The organism is Fontibacillus panacisegetis (genome assembly GCF_900102215.1).
GTDB lineage: Bacteria > Bacillota > Bacilli > Paenibacillales > Paenibacillaceae > Fontibacillus > Fontibacillus panacisegetis.
The window spans coordinates 25,448-46,219 of the sequence record NZ_FNBG01000011.1; the positions used below are offsets into that span (position 1 = coordinate 25,448).

The window sequence follows — 20,772 nt, forward strand, 5'->3', positions numbered from 1 at the left end:
GCTCAGTTGCATAAATCACAGAAAGTCCTGGTGAGATAGAATGTCTTTGAAAATCGCACTGATCCTTTTGTTTACACATGGGTTGCCGATTCTATTTTTTACTTATATGGCTACAGACGTATTGCTGCGTAACAGAAAAAAAGCAGATCACATCCTGCTTAGTCTCATCTCTCTCTGTTACCTTCTTCTATTCGCCGAAGAGTATGTTAGAAATCAGGTCCCTTTAGAATACAGCGGGATTCTTTCCTCAGCTTGGTTAAGCAGTGTCGGCATTATTATTCCGGGGCTTTGCTTCCATTTTCTAATCAAGTTCACCAGGCTGGACTCAAAAATGCCGCGATTCATTTATCCTTACATTTTTTACGTACCGGTCATCTTTGTTCTGCTGAACCTTGCGACAGGTGCCCAGTTGATCTCGGCACAGCAATTTTATCAGGCTGGTATGTGGAAGCTGCCTGTTTATAACGATGGTTATTACATAGCCATGACATCCAGCATTGTTAGTGATCTCCTGTTTCTGATTCCGCTCTTCATTGCCAAGAAGAAAGCTGACACCCACGAGCAAAAATCCATCTACAATCAGCTGGTCATCGGCATTATCGTCTCAATTATTTGGCATATCGTGTTTGGTTATATCAACTATGGCGACAGCTTGCCGCCTTATCCGTATCTATATAGCGGAATCATATGGTGTTACTTTTTACGACATACGATGAGGAGGCATGATTTTCTTAATTTGTACGATAAACGATATGAGAAGCTGTTCAATATGAATCCCGATCCAATTGTTCTGGTTGACCTTAAAGGAACCATTAAAAATGCGAATCCAGGGGCATTGGAATTATTTGGTGCAAAGAAACTGCGATCCCCTTCTTTTTTTGATTTACTGAATGATAAGATCAAAGAAAGAATACAGGCTCATAAGGAGATCATTCATTATGAAACCGAACTCCTGCACGAAAACAAACGGTTCATCCTGCTCGTAGATGCCGATTATGTGTGGGTTGATAATGAGCAGCACGTCCTGCTGATTCTTCGGGATGTCACAATGCAAAAAGTATATCAGGAAGAAATTCAATTTTTAGCCTACCACGACCCGCTAACCAGACTGCCGAATCGCAGATATTTCCATGAAAAATTAGATGAAGCCTTGCTGGAGTCTGAACGCAACCATGAAACACTGGCTTTGTTCCTTATTGATCTGGACAAAATCAAATGGCTAAACGATAATCATGGACATCTTGCCGGTGATGATGTGCTAAAGCATGCTGCAGGCATTATTAGAGACACCGCAACTAACTCTCACGGGATGGCAGCGAGAATGGGTGGCGATGAGTTTATTATGTATATCAGCGGCTCACCTTCCAAGCAGGACATTCAAACCATCATTGAAAAGATGCAGCTCAGCCTTTCCCAATTCATGTTCAAGTACGGGACAACTCCTGTCGCCATGAGCATCGGGGTAAGCTATTATCCGACAGATGGCAAGGATGGACAAGCATTGATCAATATTGCAGATAATGCTATGTACGAGATGAAAAGAAGTCATACATAACCTGGAACTGTTTATATAATAGAAGTCTTCTTAAGTTCAATCATAGTAATTATTTTCATGAACAGATAGTGAGTGATGTCATCATTTTTGTCATGTTACATTTGTAATTATTTGTAATTATTTGTAATATTATTAGATGTATAGGTTTAGTGTCAAAACAAGATAGCGGTGCAAGGAAGACGCCCCCTGCACCGCTTAATCCCGCCGCATTCTATGACCGTATCTCATGTGTAATAGTGTCATGATGCGGAATTCCTGAAATTCCTGCAAATGTGCAGGCTTTGTTTATGTAAAACCTCTAAATGCCCTGAATTGCTGCAAATGTGCAGGCTTTCTCTGGGATTCTTTTCAAACTAGTCTATTCTGAACGATATTCCTGCATTTTTGCAGGCTTTGGCTCATCCTTTCATGGCTACTTCTAAAAAGATGCATTTTTACACGCTTTTCCTGATATCTACTTGTTGTGACTCCAGGTTCCGTTAACGTCTCAAACATTCGCTATAAGTTGTTCTATTTACACCTTTTTCACAAATTCAGATTTCAATTTCATAGCTCCAAAACCATCTATTTTACAATCTATATCATGATCCCCATCGACCAACCGTATATTTTTTACTTTGGTACCTATTTTTAAAACCGAGGAGCTTCCCTTAACTTTAAGATCTTTGATGACTGTTACTGTATCACCATCGTTTAGAACATTTCCGTTTGCATCTTTTACTATCTTCGCACTCTCCGTATGATCGAGCCCTGATTCCAAGGTCCACTCATGAGCACATTCCGGACAAATCAATAGACTCCCATCTTCATAAGTGTATTCTGAGTTGCATTTGGGACAGTTTGGCAAATTAGACATAGGTTAATACTCTCCATTCGTTATTGTTCTTTCTTACCTATCCATTAATATATCATATGATATATATCAAACGATCTACAAAGGATACCGGAGGTGCAATATAAACGAGAAAATCGTTATCATTACAGGGGCAAATTCGGGAATAGGCTGAGCATCTCAACCTCAAGCTCCTCATGCTCTGACCAGCAATCGGGATGAAATTTGTCCATATCGTTACCATTGAATATCTGTTTATTTAAAGGACTCATACATAAGCGGGCATAAAAGGGAGAATATAAATTAGGTACTTTAATTAACAGGAGGGAAACACTTTGCAAAATTTGAATCAAAACCAAAACCAGTTTTCAAACACGATGCCCATGAATCAAATTAAGGTGAAAAATCGCGGTGGTCATGAATTATTTGATGGTCATGAGACCATTTCCAGTATCATTAACATGCTGGATCAATACCAAATGTATCAGCAATACATCAAGGACCCGGAATTAAAATCGATCGCACAGCGCCAGGCTTCTTTCGTTACGCAAGCATACAATACAATTGTTGAATGTTATAAAACAGGCAAAGATCCCGCAGTCCCTACCCAGCAGTACAGAATGACTCAAAATAACAATGTGATATATGGGGTTAAGCCGGGGCAACCTAAAAAGCCTAGTCAATCCATTAGTGAAATTTCTGATCAAGGACTATCCGCGTACATGTTAGCCAATACAAAAACGTTAGCTACTCTTCTGCCGATGACAGCGCTTGAAATTAACAATCCTGTATTACGCCGTGTCCTTGCAGACAGCGTACCTAATTTCATTGAGATGAGTTATGAGATTTTCCTTTATCAAAACAAGCATGGATATTATCAGGTTCCAGAGCTTATGGAACAAGATGCAAGCATTATGCTGAACAGCTACGCAACAACTTCTCAAACCGGGAATATGACGCATTAGAATACGGATTCGGATTTAAAGAAGGGGCTGTCCCAAGGGACAGCCCAAGATATATATTATCCTTCCAACGGAATTGTATAGAACATTCTCATACCATTATTATTGGTATACCACACTGCTTTTTTATCCACTATAACAGGCTGGCATTCTGATAACATAAAATGCTCGACAGTTTTGATGTCACCTATACTATTTCCATCCTGATTAATGTACACATACTTTAAGCTGCCTCTGTTATGCTCAAGATCAAATTCCTGCCATGTAACCATCAATTTATCGTCTGTGATTTTTACAAGTTTAGGGATAGATGCAATTTGGTCACTTCCCACATAGGTGGCTAAGGTAATTTGCTTCACCGATGCATTATCGCTGTTGGTTCTTGGCAACACAGATATAATAATATCTCTCTGATCCAGATCGAGTCCCACCATCTCGTAAGAGGTATATTCCTTAACCCGCGAATGATCAACGGTATTCATTACGGCGATATAGTTTGTTGACGACATTTCAAATCCACCGACCGAAACACCTGTCGAATTCGCTCCTGTTTTACCTGGAATCCTGAACAAATCAGTTTTGCTATAAGAGCTTCCATTTCCTTTCGAGAGAACAATCGAACGTGGATAGGCATCGCCATGATCAACAAGGACATGATAATTGCCATCAAATAAAACATACTGATCAAATGAATGACTCACATGATTTTTCTGAAATCTTCCTAAATCATTAGTTACCGTCATGGACGATGTATTCACAATAATCGTGAGTTGAGACTGATGATTGAGACCATCCGCTGTCGTATATCTGGACCGAGCCGTGTGAAATACAAGGGTATCCCCACTCTCAGCCATTCTTCCAGAGCCTGCTTGAAAGGGATTAATCGTAAAGCTTGCCCCACCTTTAACCGACACACTATCCATTCGATTAAATTGTTTATCGTATCGAACAATACGTATGACTTCTTTATCGTTGTTCTCTTCACGATTTTCTTGTCCGAATGCTATATAGTTATATTTTTCACCACTATAAAAGCCACCAAACAAGGGAAGCTCAAAGTCTATTGTTTTCTTATCTAGTAACTTATAGTCTGCATCATATGTATCAATCGCCACGTCTTCATTCACTTCGATAACACTCAGGGTATGATCTTGATTAGAAACTAAATAGGATTCCACCGTGCTGCTCCATCTCGGAAAAGTGGAGGAGACTGCGTTACTCTTTTCAGCATTTTCTGTTTCAGCCCGATAGACATTCTCTGGAACCTTCGAATAAATCTTAATTTCGTTCGCATTATTGTTAAAATCGATATCAAATGGAACCAGCCTGCCAAGATCCCTTAGTTGGAAATAGTTGTTGTTATCGATATTAAAAGCAGTCACACTCTGCACTTGTCCATTGACAATAATCCTGGAGTCCGTAGGTTTGGCTGAATATGTTTGATAGGAGCTATAGTATTTAGAGTCCTCAGACTCTATTGGAGTATACGGCTTTCCAGTTATGATCTCAATAGCATTTTCCTGACCATTCCAGGACACATCAAATTGACTTGTCGTTCCAGATAACTCCTCTGCCAAATCACGCAACTTAAAATAGTTGCTGCCCGAAATATTAAATCCATTAAACCTGACTGACTCCCCATCTAAAAAGATGCTGTCTTTTGTTACCTTCGCCTGAGATGAATTTTGTGCATATGCAGTTGTGTTAAAAATCGATGCTACCATTAAAATCACTAGAATTATACCAAAATACCTTTTCATTGCACCATTCCTCCGTCTTTTCACACATAAGCTTAATCCTACTTTGTTCATAGTAACCTGGTCTATAGTACCTATTCTATAAAGGAGCTATGACTCCTTCTCGATTGATGATCCAGAAAACAAAGTACAGCTTATTCTCTATTTGGTGGATATGCCGTTACCCTTATCTTTCATCTACATAATGTAGAGTAAGTTATTATTTATCACAGTGGATAGGGGAGCGATGTAATGGAAGCCGGCCCAAAAAACTCTACTAAAATGCAGGGAGTTTCCATTATTACCTGCACAAATCGCCAAAGCTATTTAAGAAATCTGATTCAGAACTACACCCGACAAACCCTCGCAAAAAAAGAACTGATTATCATTGTGAACAACAATAAGATTCCTCTTGCACCTTATCAGAGCCTTGCCAAAAAGCTTGGAAACGTTAAAGTTTTCAGAGTTGACGGGCATCAATCTCTCGGGGCTTGTCTAAATTTTGCAGTTAAAAAAACAAAGTACAGCTATATTGCCAAGTTTGATGATGACGATTATTATGCCCCTCATTATTTAGCAGATAGCTTGCGGGCATTGCGAAGGGCAAATGCCGATGTCTTAGGAAAACGAGCACATTATATGTATCTACGTGGATCAAAAACACTGATCCTTCGTTTTCCCCATGATGAAAATCGATCCGTAAACAAACTTCCAGGTGCCACACTCTTCATGAAGCGAGACGTTGTAAACAAGGTTCAATTTCCAAATCAAAACGTAGGTGAAGACGATGTGTTTTGCTTGAGAAGTAAGAGTAAGGGCTACAAAGTTTACTCTGCTGGAAAATACAATTTTGTCGCCATACGCAGAAAAAATTCATCTAATCATACCTGGATCATCAGCGATAAAGAGCTAATCAATAATCACAGAAAAATTCCGAATGTTAAAAATTATAAGAGATTCGTACAGCGAAAGCCAAAGGGTGTTTAATTATGACAATATCGGTCATTACAGATTTACGCAGGAAATCCATACAATTTCATTGCCATGCGCAGGAAGAATTCAAAAGACCATACGTGGATCGTAAGCGACAGCCATCTTTTAGGCAATCAAGCTAAAGTGTTGAAAATGAAAAACATCCGACAGTTTGTAGGCAGAAGCTAAAACTTTTTGGCTTACGAGCGGGTTACCGGAAACTAAAAAGAGCACCCGAACGGGGGCTGTCCCAAAAATAGGTTTAGGTGTCAAAACTAGAAATAGCGGTGCAAGGAAGACGATCCCTGCACCGCTTGATCCCGCCACATTCATGTGTAATAGTGTCATGATGCGGAATTCCTGAAATTCCTGCAAATGTGCAGGCTTTTCCTGATATCTTGTCTCTCCACCAGCATTTAATTATCCTCCGGTTGGGCAGCAGCCTCATTCCGGCTCCATTCCAGGAACGTCAACGTATCTTCGTCCTCCGGGTCCATTTGATGCGCAATTTCGAATTCTTGTGCTGCTTCCTCATTCTGATCGAGATAATAATACGCATAACCTACGCGGAAATGCCAGAGCGGGTTATTTCTACCCTCTTCGTCGATTTTCAAAAACCACTTAAGCGCTTCCTTGTAACGCCCCAGGTTGTTGAGAGCTCTTCCCAAATGAACAGCCAATTCATCATCAATGAACGATGTAGGAATTAGATTGATTTCATCCACGATTTGCTGGAATTCGTCCTCTTCATGCCAAGCATCCAGCTGCGCAATAAGTTCTTCTCTTGTCATTACTTACGCCTCCTTATAATAATAATTTACTATTTTCAGCTTAACATTTCCTGCTCAAAACAGAAAATGAGGCTGCACCATATATGAAAACATAAAAAAACATCTGCAATTCCTGCTTGATGATCGCCATCAAACAACACAGAAAATGCAGATGTTACTATGATTAGTGAAAGCCGGGGTATTAATTCTGTGCCATTTGCAGCAGCGTTTCCGCCAAAATATCAGTTCCGAGGGCGATATCGCCGTAATCGGTATATTCCTCGGGGCTGTAGCTGATGCCATCCTTGCTGGGTACAAAGATCATGACAATCGGAGCAAACCTCCCCACCAGCATAGAATCGTGAAAAGCACCACTGATCATTTTGTGGTAAGGTATACGCTTTTCCCGATAGGCTTGCTCCAGTAAAGTGATGATGCGCTCATCAGACCTTGTTGGCAAATCGTCATTGATCTGCTCCACCGTGATCTTCACACCCCGGCTGACCTCGACGGCGTGGACAAACTGCCGCATTTCCTCTACAAGGCTGCGCTTGGTTTCATAATTGCTGTCCCTAATATCAACGGTAAATTGAACATCGCCAGAAATAACGTTGGCAGCCCCCGGCAGTACCTCTACTTTACCTACCGTGGCCACCGTATCTGGACTAGAGGAGTCCTTTGCAAGCTGCTCCAGCTTCAACGACAGCTCGCAGCAGGCTAAAAAGGCATCATGCCGCAGATGCATCGGGGTGCTGCCCGCATGACGCTGCTGTCCAGAGACCGTCACCAGAAAATTGGTCGGAGCGGCGATCGTATGCACAATTCCTACGGGCAGATCCAGCGATTCAGCACCCCGGGCAGTGATTTACCGTCTGCGTCCTTCAAGGAGTAAGCCTGCTCCAGTGACAATTCACAGATTTCGGCTTGCCTTTCTGGCGGAAAAGCTGCGATAGACCGATTTTTTCAAGTCAATTTTGTGGGGAAAGCGGACTCATGCTTTAAATGTGACATGATGCGGAATTCCTGAAATTCCTGCATATGTGCAGGCTTTGTTTATGTAAAGCCTCTAAATGCCCTAAATTGCTGCAAATGTGCAGGCTTTCTCCAAGGATGCTCTTCAAACCAGTCTATTCTGAAACATATTCCTGTATTTTTGCACGCTTTTGTTCATTCTTTCATGGCTACTTATATAAAACTGCATTTTTACATCTTCTCCTGATATCTTGCCTTTCCACTGTAAAAAAGAAGCCCCCCTCAAAGTTATCTTAGATAACTTTTGGGACGGCCTCTTTCTCACAGTCTGTGGCCTTTCTCATTTCTTCACACCATCACTCTTATTATAAAAGATCAAATAATTCTCCAGTTGACTAGACCAATACGTACCATCATGCCCTCCAGGATGAGGGGCCCACTGCGCATCAATTCCCTTTGACTGCAGTAGCTCATATAACAGGTAATCCTTTTCCGCCAAGGCATCTTCCGTTCCACTGTCCAAATAGACCTCAAGCTCATTCAGCTGCCGGCTCTCCGCCAACTTGAAAGGGTCGCGATTATCCCGTAATGACTCGTTCGCATAAAGCCAATCCCGTTGACCGGTGAATTGATCTGTTTCAGAATAATTCCAAAGTGCAGCGCTATGTGCTCCCACTTTACTGAACAGCTTAGGGTGATTGAAGCCAAGGTATAGAGCGGCATATCCGCCCATCGAAGCGCCCCCCACATACCTGCCCGCTCTAGCTACGACCGTGCTGTACTGTCTATCGATATACGGAAGCAGCTCTAGGATCAGATAATCCTCGTAGGGTCCAATATCTACGCTGCCAGGATCTTTCCCTTCCCCATCAACCGAATTCACACCAAAGCTATTTCCATAATCGGGAGAGACTATAATCAACGGATCAATCTTCCCTTCATCAATAAGTCGATCCGCCACTTGATGGATGTTCAGATAAGTAAACCATGAATCATGCATTCCCCCATAACCGTACAACAGGTAAAGCACGGGATATTTAGTATCGGGACTGTACGCTGGGGGAAGATAAACAGACATCTCCAACTCGCAATCAAACCGTTTACTATACAAGCGATCTGTAACGACCTGAGAATCCCCCTTTAGCGTATCAGGCCTACCCTGACCCTTATCCGACACCTTTGCCGACTGAACAGGAATTATTGATTGATTAGGAGATAGAGATTGTTTCAATGGCTCCGGCTTACCTATACAGCCGCTTAACATGATAAGCACAAAACAGCCTATAACCATTGCGACCATATACATCTTCACAACAACCGTCTCCTTTCCACCAGAGCTTACAGTGAATCTATCAATTATCCCGCATGGTTCTAAGCTTTTTATTTCACATTATTCTATAGCATACAAATACCCATCGTCAGACCCAATGATAACAACTCCATGATCAAGGGCAGGTGAGGAATAGATATTTCCTTCCGTCTGATAGGTCCACAATTGCCCCCCTGTCTCTGCATCTACTGCGTAGATAAGCCCATGATTTTCTTCCGTATAATGATTGCCCAGAGCAAAATATACTGTCCTGCCATCTGTCGAAGGGGAAGCATGAATAGCATCCAGCGTTGGAAACATCCATTTTTTCTCACCCGTCGCTTTATCTAAGGAAACAAACATATGGCTATCCGAGCTTCCTGAAAACAAAGTATCGCCAACGAGGGCCAACGATCCAAGCAAATAAGGAGCTATATCACTATGCCATACGACTTGACCTGTCCTTTTGTCTATTGCGTAAAGCCCACCATTGCGTGTCCCAAAATATAAAGTGTAATCATCTACCACAACAGACCCATCTACTGCACTCACTAGAGGCGACATCCAAATTTGCTCCCCGGACTTCGCGTCAAGCGCGACTACATGACCGGGCTCCTTTTGAGCAGATAGATCATACCCAGATAACCCCATATAGATCACACCCTCATCCACAGCCGGTGAGGAATGCAAAATGGGCACAAGCCCTTCATTCTCATATCCACATAAAGACAGTTTCTTTTTCCATACTAATTCACCATGATCCGCATATAAGGCATAAAAGCTTCCTTCTCCTGCGCCAAAATATACAATCCCATCCGCTACAGCCGGGGATGATTGCCAATAATCAACAGGATCTCTGGGGTCGTCCTTTTCTTCAGTCATATAACTCCATTTTAGCGCCCCATCGTCTGCATTCAGGGCGTAGAGCTTCTCATCACCACTTAAAAAATACACCGTCTCATTGGCAATCGCTGCTGAGGATTTAATCGCCCCTTCCGTCTGATAGGACCATTTCAGTTCTCCTGTTATCGTGTTAACCGCATAGAAGTTATGGTCATCACTGCCGAAGTATACCGTCTGCTTAGCAATAACGGGGGATGAACGGATTCGATCATTCGTCTGAAACCTCCATTTGACCTGATGGAACTCTCTTGGTCCCTCAGTGTCATACCACCCCGTATGCTTAAGATTTCCACGAAACATGGATGCATCACTTTGATTTCTCTGGGAAAAGCCCATAGAGTTCTTACTGAACCATTGCTTCATAGACATGAATAACCCTCCTCTTCGATGAGGAGAGTATAGCATGGTCGATCTCATTAATGATCAGGACAGGACACTAATGGCCTGCTAATGTGATACACTTGAGTTGGAGGTGTTACAATGATTCATCGGCTTACATTCGGACAATGTTTGCAGGAGCTGCTGTTCATTCGCGGATGGTCGGCGGCACAGCTTGCCAAAGTTTTAAATATTGATGCCTCTTATGTTCGAAGATGGGTTCGGGGAGACCGAACACCAGCTTTACATACCAGCTACATTAATGACATTACTGAGGCAATCTGCGATGGACTGGATCGAGAATACAGGAAAGCAACAAAGGCGGCTCTTACTACTCTCCTAGACCAATCAGAAGCAGATGCACTGATGGGGGCCGCAACCCTTCGTGACAGAGTGCAGCATCATCTCCATGAAGCCCAGATTTACACACTTTCACTAGACACCACTGCTCGAAAAAACCGTAAACCAACAGAAGGTCAATCCGTCGTATCACAATTGCTAGAAATAACGCAGGTAACGCTACGTAAACCGAACCACCAACCTACATTACAGACATCCCCACCAACCCACACCCGAGAGCTAGAGCAGCTTCCATCTGTTCTAACGAATCGAGAGGCCATTTTATCGGCAGCAATAACATTGCTTAAGCACGCAGTACAAAATCAGGATACAGCACCTGACAAGCAAATCTACCTTACCTTTCAAAGCGAGCGTGATTACTTCGACGGATACCCGGAGCTCTACCACGAATGGCAGCAGGCAATAATTCATGCATTGCGCCTCGGTTGGTGCATTCATCATCTCTGCAGATTAAACAAAAATGTGGAGCGCTCCCTTCAATTAGTCAATCAAATTCTGGCTTGGACCAACTATTCAGGCTCATATCATCTCTATTACTTCACTAAATACGGAATCGATTTTCCAGCCCAGGAAATCATTCTCATTAAGGGCAGCGGTGCTATCACGGGCTACGCAACGGATCAATTCAAAGAGATGGATGCAGGTCTCTATTTGAACGAGACGAACGCAGTACATGTGATTGAAAAATACGTAGAGCAAATGCTGCGTAACACCGAGCCTTTAATTCACATACTGAGCCAAAATGATTACTTCGAACTTAATGTGACCAAGGACCGGAAACCAGGTAGTCACTGTATGTGTATGCACGATCTTTCCTATCTCACCGTACCGCCTGAAATCATGAAAAAGTATATGAGTCTGTCGATATCCGATGAAAATGAACGTCGAGTTCATTGATGGAGGATCGAGGATACCGTAAAGTCATTCTACAGAGACATTCAACGTTACCCGATGCGTCACATCTATCCAATGAGAGCGATTGAAATGCTCGTCACAACAGGCGAATACGATCGAAATCCTTATTTTCGACCCACGCGTGAAGATATCCAGGCGCACCTTCTCTATCTCACCGAGCTGCTGCACAATTATGACCAGTTTGAAATCGCACTAATCGATGACCACACATATAACCTCATTCATCGCACCCAATTCGATATTAAGGGCAATCACACCGTGGCGATTGGAGTCCTGCCTAGAAGTGATGCAAGACCAAAGGTCGAATTAATTGCGATTACAGAAGGTACAATTGTGCGGGCATTTCAGGATTATTTTGATGACATCTGGGAGCGGATTAATCCAATCTATCGGGATAAACAGTTCGTCAGCTCTTGGATCAAGGACAAGCTTGCCCTTTTGTAAAAGGCTGCTATTCCCCTCCTAAAGTAAAAAAGCCGGAAAAAATTCCGGCTTACTTACACTTCTTCTACCCGCATACGATCTTCCATCGCTTGATATGTCCGATCTGCTACTATGCATTATTCTCAACGTACTTCATGATCCGTTCAACACATTCATTCACAGACAATGTATTTGTTTCCACGACTATTTCCGGATGAACAGGCTCCTCATACGGGGAATCAATTCCTGTGAAATTACGGATTTCTCCGGCTCTTACTTTTTTATATAAGCCTTTAGGGTCTCGCTGCTCGCACACCTCCAAAGGACATTGAACGTACACCTCCATGTAAGGTTCTCCAATGAGAAAACGGACTTTGTCACGAGTCGCTCTGTGTGGAGAGATTGAAGCAACGATAACATGATGATTTGCATCCAACAAAATTTTTCCGATTTCACCAATTCTTCTTCCTACCTCAATACGATCCTCAATGCTGAATCCGAGATCTTGATTAATTCCCTTTCTCAAAATATCGCCGTCTAGTATATAGCAGTTAGGAAGCAGCGGCTTCAAAGCATTCGCAATCGTAGTTTTACCTGAACCGGACAGACCCGTTAGCCAAATTAATTGATTCATATGCCCATTCCCCTCAATATTCAATCGTTCCAATCGTATACTTCACCAATCAGCTCAAACAATTTTCGGTTCGGTTCAGTAAAATAATCCTGTAGCCATGTCAAAGTATCAGCAGGAATTTCCGACCCCTCTTCGCCCTCCTGCAAATGCGGGAAATCATCACGCTCCCAGGTGGGTATGTTCAGAAAGCTATATATCTTACGGCAGCCTTCTACAGGATTCTGAAATAACTTTTCGCTATTTAAAATAAGGAACTGTTCCTTCGGAAAATACTGATACCATCCCTCCAATTGTTCCGCATAAAATCCCCGTTTCAAATAGGAGTAGTGTGAGCAGCTTGGACTTAAGTAGCTGGAATCCCGCGCCATTCTTTCATATTCATCATTCACTCTGTCATGCTCAGCCTGTAAAGCTTCAGGGAAAAGACAACTGCTCCAATCCCCGCCTAACCATCATTCGATAATGGGAATATGCCCTGTAGACAGGGTTCCGAAGCAATACGATCAATTTAATGTCCGGCAGCAGTTCATGCACCCTTCTTGGTGTTTGGGGATGGAACAGATAGTACGGACTAGCCTCCCCCGTTATACTTCCTGCCGACAGATTAGACGGGAAATGTCTCTTGTACCAATCAAACCCTCGACCAAACTGCTCGTCAAAATAATGGACTTCCTTGACAGCTGCGGCTTTAATGTTAGGGTGGTGAGTCAAGTGGTGATATAAGGAGGTTGTACCTCCTTTTTGCGTCCCGATGATCAGAAAATCAGGTTCTGTAGTTGTATTATCAGTGAGTACCGCACGAAAATGTCCCGTGCCCACCGCTTCAACCTGACTTTTTACGAATTGGATATGCTTGAGTATGCTCTCAATATCGGCATCCGGAGGGGCAATATCAAGGCAGCATTCGGCATCGCGTATAGCTTCCTTCTTCATGTCTAGTTCAAGATACACGGACGAGCGCAATATTTTCACCGAAAATTCGCTAAAGCCATACTCCAGCGCCTGATTAAAGTATGTTAGCGCGTGCTCAAAGTTCCTTTGTTGCTGGCTTCTACAGCCCATACGATAATAGTATTCCGGGACATACGTCCCTGTCGCACTGCCCTTCTCATATGCCATCACAACATCACGTGAAGATCCGCTCATCTTGATCTGACCATCTTCCAGCCAAATGGCCTGATCGCATATTTGCTGTGCCTGTTCCCCTGAATGGCTTACAAACACAATCGTTTTGCCTTCACTTTTTAATCGAAGGATTTCGTTCATGCATTTCTTCTGAAATTCAAAATCACCAACTGCCAAAATTTCATCCATCAGCAAAATATCAGGCTCCAGATGAATGGCAACAGAAAAACCAAGCCGCATGTACATACCCGAAGAATAGCTTCGTACAGGCATGTCAATATACTGCTCAAGCTCAGAAAACGCGATAATGCTGTCCAGCTTGGACTGAATTTGCTTACGGGTAAATCCAAGAACCGAGCCGTTAAAAAATATGTTTTCACGCCCTGTGAAATCAGGATGAAAACCTGCTCCAAGCTCCAGCAGCGTTGCTATTTTCCCATTCACTCTTACTTCTCCTGAAGTAGGATGCAAAATTCGGCAGATCAATTTTAGAAGTGTGCTTTTTCCTGAACCGTTTTTTCCGATTAGCGCCAGGCTCGATCCTGGAGGCAACTCCAGATTAATACCCCGCAATACCCACATTTCCTTCTGTGGAGGCGATTCTGGATTAAAAATTTTACCCTTCAATGTGTTGTTCTTCCCGCTCAGCATATTGAATTTTTTATAGACATGATTTATTTCGATAGCATTCTTCATGATGATCCTCTCCTGCATGTACTCGTCATACTTCTTCGACCACATTTCTTTGCAGCACCGAAAAGACGACCGCTATTGCTGTATTCAACACGATCAACACAAGCAGCATCGGAAGAAGAGTTCCAAAATCCGGCCACTGCCCATATAAAAACAAATCTCGATAAGCGTTTATAATCGGCGTCATTGGATTGTAATCGAATATCCATCTGAATTGTTCCGGAATGAACGAAACAGGAAATAAAACCGGTGTCAGGTAAAAACAAATCATCATCAGCACATTTAGAATATGCTCCAAATCGCGTAGGTAAGGCACCCCTAAGGAAGCTAGCATGACAATAGGAAATATAATCATAGATTGTATGAACAGTACAATCGGGAAGGAGAATACTGCCGTTGTAATGTGAATCCCGCTTATCCAAAGCGCAGGAATCAGAATGACCAAAGTAAGCAAATAGTTAATCAAATTACTGCCAATGACGGATAACGGAAGGATCTCTCTCGGGAAATATACCTTTTTCAACAGCTCTGCGTTGTTTACGATGCTCCTTGCTCCTTGCAGAATCGCTTGCGAAAAATAATTCCAGGGCAGAAGCGCAACCAGAATAAACATCGGAAAATCAGGAATGTCCGATTTCATAATGGATGAGAATACAAAGCTGTATATTGCCAACATAAGCAGCGGGTTCAGGAATGTCCAGAGGAAGCCCAGCACAGAGCCCTTGTATTTTGTCCGCAAATCTTTAAGCACCATGTTGCGGAGCATTTCTCTATAATCATAAATTTCCTTGAGCTGTCCAATTAACTCCTGCACCTTCGGTAAACGGCCAGGCAGCTTTGAGATCCCTTTTAACATATAAAGACCCCCATACCAAACCAAATAGAGCAAAAAAGAAATCAACAGAATAAATGCCGTGACAACAAATACATACATCCATGGATTACCGTGGACGATATCCCAAGGGTGCCACTCATAAAGGAATTCCATGACAAGCACGTGGCTTAAATAAATACTGAAAACAGATGAGCTGATAAGATAAAGAAGTCGTGAAGTACCGGCTGTAACGAAATTGAATCCTATTTGTTTGAACCATACAAACAATGCCGCCGCGGTTATAAGTACAGGGAAAGAGATGTAGTTGTAAAAATAACTCCCCAAGCTGGGAAAATACTTTATCATCCAATAATTACCGAGCACAATGATTAGACAAGAAGCGATACCAAACCCATATAAAAGCCGACGCCTTTTTAAATCCAAACAAGTAATCGATAAATAATAGCCGAGTAAGAAATAACCGATATAGCCTGTTATTTGAGGAATCTCAGTCGCTAACCTCCAGCCCAGCAAGCCGGAGATCAAAGACAGATTTGAAGCAATAAAGCACGCTGCACAAGCGTATATGATCCCCTGAGAGGCATATTTAACAAATAAACGAAGTAATGGAACAATAATATATAACGCAATAATTGTATACACAAACCATAAGTGATAATGAAGACTACCTTCAGCCACACCCTTTATGAAGGAACCTGTCTCAAAGCGATTTAACTCATGCCTTATCTCCCACAAATAATAAATGAAACTCCATATCACAAAAGCCGGGAGCACTCTGGCTAATCTTTTAAAATAAAATTGTTTTGCCGATTCATTTCTGTTCGGGTCTAGCAAGAACATTCCGCTGATCATAAAAAAAACAGGCACGCTCCACCGAAAGGCAGAATTCATGATATTGGCCGCCCACCAATACCGGACTTCTTCTATTACGTCCAAGATTCCTATTACTGGAGCTGTTACATGAATCAGCACCACCCCAATAATAGCCATGACACGAAGAACATCCGGATATAGCAATCTTGATTTTGTCATGATACAGTTCTCCTAATTCCGTCCCATCAGCGGTTGATGATGCGCTTCAGCAATTTTTTCCCTTGTTGAATCACATTTCTGGCGACCATCTCGACACTCACATATTTCTCAAAAAAATCGTTGCTCTCAGCAAAAGGATTCTCTACACGGTAAGGAAGTTCTGGTACATCACGGAAAATAATACGCGAATTGCGTTTAATCGGCTCTCCACTATGGAAAAAATCATAAGACCATTCCACACGACCAAGCTTTGATTGATCCGCCTCTTCCAGCTGCCGGACATAATTGTCTCGCAGATTGTAGACACAGTTGCTTAAGTCTGGAACGTACTTTCTAATCATACCTTCATTCGCACCGGAATCGAATCCGGAGTAATGGAAAAACCTCAGTTTCTGGCCATTCACTTGGTATCCATTGGAGTAGACCAGCTTACGCTTGGATAAATTCCAAGGAGCTACGTTATATCCCGGGTGTTTCAATATATATACATCGAAATAACATGGCGCAAGATCAATCCACTTTTGATCGGTAAAGATTCCCCTTGGAATATCGTCGTAGCAGAACATAGATAGTCGACTTGCCCACCATGCCGCAAAACGTTCCGCTTCCTCAGATCTGGAAATGGCCAGAAAGCCGAGGTTGAACACTCCGTGCTGCAGTGCACTTAATTCATTGTCCATGACAGCATCCATAATATCCTCCGGATGACATAGATGCGGAGTAAGTACAATCGCATGTTCGTCTAGGGCGGCCTTAAGCTCTACAAGCTCATCATATACTTCAATGTCAGGGTCCAAGTAAACAAATTGGTTCTCCTCAACATAGCGGTTCAACATATACACAAATAGCTGCCCTTTTACTGCAGTGGCTGCTTCAACGATGGAGTGCTTGAATATAAATTTATCGAATTGCTCAAAACCAAGATCTTTGGCTAACACAACCTCATCAAAAGCATCGCAAGTCAACGCGGCTGGATGAATCTCCCGTTCAAGCAAACAAACGATGAAATGAGCGTCAGGATTGGTTCTTTTAACGGATTTGGCCAGAACCATCGCCTTAGGTAAATAATTGGCACAAATCGAAGTAGTTATAATCATGATTGAAGCTCCTCTTTAGTCAAAGATAAGTGATTATATTCCAGAGTATACCTGGCCCTTTCACCCGACACGTAGCATTTTACCTTCTCGGTATTGGCCAAAAACGCCAACAGCTGCTCCTCACTGTGAAGCACCTTGCCTAACTCCGGATGCAGGTCAATCGTAGCTGCAATATTTCCGCTTTTAGGTGAAGTAAGAACTGGAATTCCTGCAGCGATAGCTTCCTGAAGCGTATACGAATAACTCTCCGGAACAATAGACCATAACAAAACCAAATCAATGTCATGTTTAATAAGCAGGTTAGGAGCGGCCATTTTGCCGTCATTAATAAAAGAGTATTGATGCATGACAACGTGATCGGCATAGTCTTCCTGTGAACCTGCATGATGAAACTCATAGCTCTGTCTCAGAGATTCATCCTTGTATAGACGCTCCCAAAGCTGCCAACCTTTATTGTCCATTTTATAGCCTAAATAAGCGATTTTTAGCTTGCGTTCAGTTGGCTTAGGTTTGAACACGATCGTTTGTTTATTAAAAATCAGGTGACCCTTGACTGTGATTTTATCAGCAATATCTCTATACACGGCAGAAACGGTATCCTTAACAAAAATGGACGGCACTACAATCTGATCCGCATTGTCCAAAACGGCTTGGAAGGCCTGTCTCCATTCAGATAGCTGATAGCTATACCGACAGCTTTGACAAATTGCAGCTTCTTTACCGCAAGCTGACGATGCCACGATTTCAGAGATACACGATCTTCGCTCGCCTGCTTGCTTGACACTGAATTCTGTTTTTGGCTCGTACATCATATGATAACTGGAGCAAAGCACAAAGAAATCGTGCATAAACATGGTATGTACAAAGGAAAATTGATTTTGAGCCTGGTTGTACAACGTCAAATAATCACTTACTTGCCAGTTCAATAAATGATGTGTGTATAACATCTTTAGTTGAATATGAAGCTTGGATAACCAGTTGACTATTTCGCCTATGGAATGAAAGCCTTTGAATTGCCCATCCGCAACGACCCCATAATAGGTTCCTTCCTTATTGTCCAGCAGAGAATAGCTTTGAGCCGGATAAATCTGAATAACACCTACATCATTGTAGGCCAGATGAGAAGCCTGTTCATAAATATACTTTTCCGTACCGCCCATCGATTCCAAATAGTTGGTATGGGAAATGATTAGAGCATATTTTTTATAGCTCAATCTTCCCGTCAAACCGGTAGCTCGGGTAAGCTTGTTATGCTGGATGGCATACCACTTCAGCATACGTTTAACCAGCATCTTGGCCCTTCTTTTGGAAGCTCTTGCTGTATCCCCAAGCAATCTTAATGGCATGGTGACTCTCCATGACATCGACCCTGTATATATAGCGATTTCACGGCGATATTGTTCGATTTCCTGATCCTTCTGTCTCATCAGCAGGAACTGATCACTGCGTGGAAGCTTGTTGTCCTTTACCTGTACACGAGCCTTCAGCTCATCATTTTCAGCCTGCAGTTCCTGATTCAGTGACATATGCTTAGCTTCAAGAGTTTGTCTTTCTTCACAAAGCAACTCTAGCGTCTCCAACTGCTTCTCAAGCTGATTGGCAGCCAAGCGGATTGTTTCTTCTTTTTCAGCATTCAATAATTGAAGCTCCTTGATTTGTAATTCCAAGCGCATCTCAAGTTGATCCGCTGCCAAACGAAGTGTTTCTTTTTCAGCATTTGCCATTTGCAATTGGTCTACAGTGATACGAGTTGTCTCTTCATGCTTAGCGTTTATTATGTGGAGCTGTTCGTTTTGCTCAGTCATTGCTTGTATAGCGGCAAGTATATCCTCTTCACTAGTGCGTTGCTGCTGGAGTCTTGTAACCAATTCCTCATTCAGCTTAGAAGAACAACTAATATCAATAAGTAAGGTAACCATCCCTTGGAGCGGCGGCAATTTTTTTATCACCCACTGTGGCTCGTCCCCAATGGTAATGCCTATTATCGAATCCTTTTCCGCATCATGATTGCTTAATGTCAGAAAATCAACGTACTCCACCATTCCACTCTGAAGCAGGTCTATCTCCTTTTCGCCTTGTGCAAGTTTCAGTTTTGAACATTTAATCATCGCCAGTTCTCTAGCTAGACTTATTCGCAGGCTCGAACCGAAGTCTTCCTTGATCCTGATCTGATAGGAATCCAATTTACCTGACTTGTTGACTGTAATATAAGAGGAGTTTTCTTCAGAAAACTGTCCATCAGCTCCGGACCAATAAAATTGTACACGACAAGCCCGTTCGTGATTCAGTAGCTGGGCAGATTGCTCCAGATTGTTATAGATACTGACAACACTAGCATTCAAATCCGTACCGTTAAAATTGTAATCATCATCTTCCCCGCTCAAGCATAATTGATAGATTTGCTTAACGATGGGTAGCACGGATTGCGATTGCCTTAATTCACTTAATGAATAATTACCATGCCTTAATCCGCTATTAGGCAACGAACTCATCAAATCCCGCTCGGTTCCATTGTAGGGGATGTTCAGGAAATGGCTGATCCTTTCACCTGTTTCAACGGGTTGTTCAAGCAAACGATCATAACTGACAACCATTCGTCTTTCATCGATTGTATAGTATAAGCTCGACATGACGTACAGAGTCCAGAGTGCCATAGATTTCTCGTTAGTAAACCGATCTCGCTTTTGTAGAGAAGCTGCCACATTCAACGGATTACGTAAACATATGATGTATATTGGCTCAATATCCAATTCCTGAAATACCGATTTCCATAGCGGCAGCAGCAGACAGGTTCGCGGATCCTTGAACCCCCATACAGCACGGTTAGAAAAATTTCCGGTAACAATGTCTTTTATCTGTGATCGGTAAGATACCACTTCTTCTGACAACCACCATTCTGCAGGCAATGGCTTCGTAGTATCCCATGAAGAAGACAAGTTGCCGAGCAGCTTTTCATGAACATCTACTATTTCAGAATGCTCCCAGAAGCCCTCAGGATTGTCCTCACGCGGTCCGATCATTTCCTCATCACGACCAATATAAACACCTAAAGATTTTATAGTCTTGGCTAACAATGAAGTCCCACTTCTATGCATTCCTAATATAACGATTGCTTTTGATCTTGCTGACATATATCCACCTCTATAAGAATGTATGGCAATAAATTATGCTGCATATTTCGACCCACTAAAGTCTACTATTCGATTATATTTCTTATTTATGTCGAAAAATAGTGATAATTGTAATGTACATTGTCATATGACAATGTA

General features: G+C 42.4%; 18 protein-coding genes. 5 read left to right on the plus strand and 13 right to left on the minus strand.

Translation table 11 applies throughout. The annotated features are described in order from the left end of the window. Positions 1–40 precede the first annotated feature (40 nt). Positions 41–1,555 carry a sensor domain-containing diguanylate cyclase gene (locus BLS49_RS10950; protein WP_091229770.1) on the plus strand — a complete coding sequence of 505 codons (1,515 nt, stop codon included), beginning with the start codon at positions 41–43 and terminating at the stop codon, positions 1,553–1,555. A 514-nt stretch (positions 1,556–2,069) separates the two neighbouring features. Here BLS49_RS10950 and BLS49_RS10955 read toward each other — a convergent pair. Continuing rightward, a complete protein-coding gene (locus BLS49_RS10955; RefSeq protein ID WP_091229773.1) occupies positions 2,070–2,411 on the minus strand; it encodes a zinc ribbon domain-containing protein YjdM in 342 nt (113 codons plus the stop codon). Positions 2,412–2,722: 311 nt separating this feature from the next. On the opposite strand from BLS49_RS10955, the gene BLS49_RS10960 reads away from it, so the two are divergent. After that, positions 2,723–3,352 carry a spore coat protein gene (locus tag BLS49_RS10960; RefSeq protein WP_425432142.1) on the plus strand — a complete coding sequence of 210 codons (630 nt, stop codon included), beginning with the start codon at positions 2,723–2,725 and terminating at the stop codon, positions 3,350–3,352. Positions 3,353–3,408: 56 nt separating this feature from the next. Here the strand turns inward: BLS49_RS10960 and BLS49_RS10965 are convergent, their stop codons facing one another. Next, entirely contained in the window at positions 3,409–5,109 is a 1,701-nt protein-coding gene (locus BLS49_RS10965; RefSeq protein WP_091229777.1) for a hypothetical protein, read from the minus strand. 228 nt (positions 5,110–5,337) lie between these two features. On the opposite strand from BLS49_RS10965, the gene BLS49_RS10970 reads away from it, so the two are divergent. After that, entirely contained in the window at positions 5,338–6,072 is a 735-nt protein-coding gene (locus BLS49_RS10970; protein ID WP_091229783.1) for a glycosyltransferase family 2 protein, read from the plus strand. A 111-nt stretch (positions 6,073–6,183) separates the two neighbouring features. Here BLS49_RS10970 and BLS49_RS10975 read toward each other — a convergent pair whose 3' ends face one another. The 5 genes from BLS49_RS10975 to BLS49_RS10995 all read right to left on the minus strand — a co-directional run bounded on the left by BLS49_RS10975 (position 6,184) and on the right by BLS49_RS10995 (position 10,380). Further along, positions 6,184–6,432 carry a hypothetical protein gene (locus tag BLS49_RS10975; protein ID WP_091229787.1) on the minus strand — a complete coding sequence of 83 codons (249 nt, stop codon included), beginning with the start codon at positions 6,430–6,432 and terminating at the stop codon, positions 6,184–6,186. Between the two features lie 41 nt (positions 6,433–6,473). Further along, positions 6,474–6,848 (minus strand): tetratricopeptide repeat protein, encoded by a 375-nt coding sequence (locus BLS49_RS10980; RefSeq protein ID WP_091229791.1) that lies wholly within the window; start codon positions 6,846–6,848, stop codon positions 6,474–6,476. Between the two features lie 181 nt (positions 6,849–7,029). Then, a complete protein-coding gene (locus BLS49_RS10985; protein WP_217640053.1) occupies positions 7,030–7,647 on the minus strand; it encodes a M20/M25/M40 family metallo-hydrolase in 618 nt (205 codons plus the stop codon). Between the two features lie 492 nt (positions 7,648–8,139). Further along, positions 8,140–9,105, minus strand: coding sequence for an alpha/beta hydrolase (locus BLS49_RS10990; RefSeq protein WP_245742340.1), 966 nt, complete (start codon positions 9,103–9,105; stop codon positions 8,140–8,142). A gap of 84 nt (positions 9,106–9,189) precedes the next feature. Then, positions 9,190–10,380 (minus strand): outer membrane protein assembly factor BamB family protein, encoded by a 1,191-nt coding sequence (locus BLS49_RS10995; protein WP_175471377.1) that lies wholly within the window; start codon positions 10,378–10,380, stop codon positions 9,190–9,192. A 111-nt stretch (positions 10,381–10,491) separates the two neighbouring features. Between BLS49_RS10995 and BLS49_RS11000 the strand changes: the two genes are divergently transcribed. Together BLS49_RS11000 and BLS49_RS11005 are read left to right on the plus strand one after the other, a co-directional pair. Beyond that, positions 10,492–11,646 carry a helix-turn-helix domain-containing protein gene (locus BLS49_RS11000; RefSeq protein WP_091229801.1) on the plus strand — a complete coding sequence of 385 codons (1,155 nt, stop codon included), beginning with the start codon at positions 10,492–10,494 and terminating at the stop codon, positions 11,644–11,646. 87 nt (positions 11,647–11,733) lie between these two features. Continuing rightward, positions 11,734–12,108, plus strand: a complete 375-nt coding sequence (locus BLS49_RS11005) for a hypothetical protein (protein ID WP_091229805.1) — start codon at positions 11,734–11,736, stop codon at positions 12,106–12,108. Between the two features lie 109 nt (positions 12,109–12,217). Here BLS49_RS11005 and cysC read toward each other — a convergent pair whose 3' ends face one another. Genes cysC through BLS49_RS11035 form a run of 6 tightly spaced genes read right to left on the minus strand, consistent with a single transcriptional unit; the run spans position 12,218 to position 20,634 of the window. After that, positions 12,218–12,721 (minus strand): adenylyl-sulfate kinase, encoded by a 504-nt coding sequence (gene cysC, locus BLS49_RS11010; protein ID WP_091229808.1) that lies wholly within the window; start codon positions 12,719–12,721, stop codon positions 12,218–12,220. Between the two features lie 20 nt (positions 12,722–12,741). After that, the gene (locus tag BLS49_RS25525; RefSeq protein ID WP_091229811.1) at positions 12,742–13,110 is read right to left on the minus strand and encodes a sulfotransferase domain-containing protein; all 369 of its coding nucleotides are present in this window, start codon (positions 13,108–13,110) and stop codon (positions 12,742–12,744) included. 25 nt (positions 13,111–13,135) lie between these two features. Beyond that, on the minus strand, positions 13,136–14,542 hold the full coding sequence (locus BLS49_RS11020; RefSeq protein ID WP_091229814.1) for an ATP-binding cassette domain-containing protein: 1,407 nt from the start codon (positions 14,540–14,542) through the stop codon (positions 13,136–13,138). Positions 14,543–14,567: 25 nt separating this feature from the next. Further along, positions 14,568–16,406 carry an acyltransferase family protein gene (locus BLS49_RS11025; RefSeq protein WP_091229817.1) on the minus strand — a complete coding sequence of 613 codons (1,839 nt, stop codon included), beginning with the start codon at positions 16,404–16,406 and terminating at the stop codon, positions 14,568–14,570. A gap of 26 nt (positions 16,407–16,432) precedes the next feature. Beyond that, a complete protein-coding gene (locus tag BLS49_RS11030; protein WP_091229819.1) occupies positions 16,433–17,503 on the minus strand; it encodes a hypothetical protein in 1,071 nt (356 codons plus the stop codon). Beyond that, positions 17,500–20,634 (minus strand): hypothetical protein, encoded by a 3,135-nt coding sequence (locus BLS49_RS11035; protein WP_091229822.1) that lies wholly within the window; start codon positions 20,632–20,634, stop codon positions 17,500–17,502. The genes BLS49_RS11030 and BLS49_RS11035 overlap by 4 nt, the downstream gene beginning before the upstream one ends. Positions 20,635–20,772 lie beyond the last annotated feature (138 nt).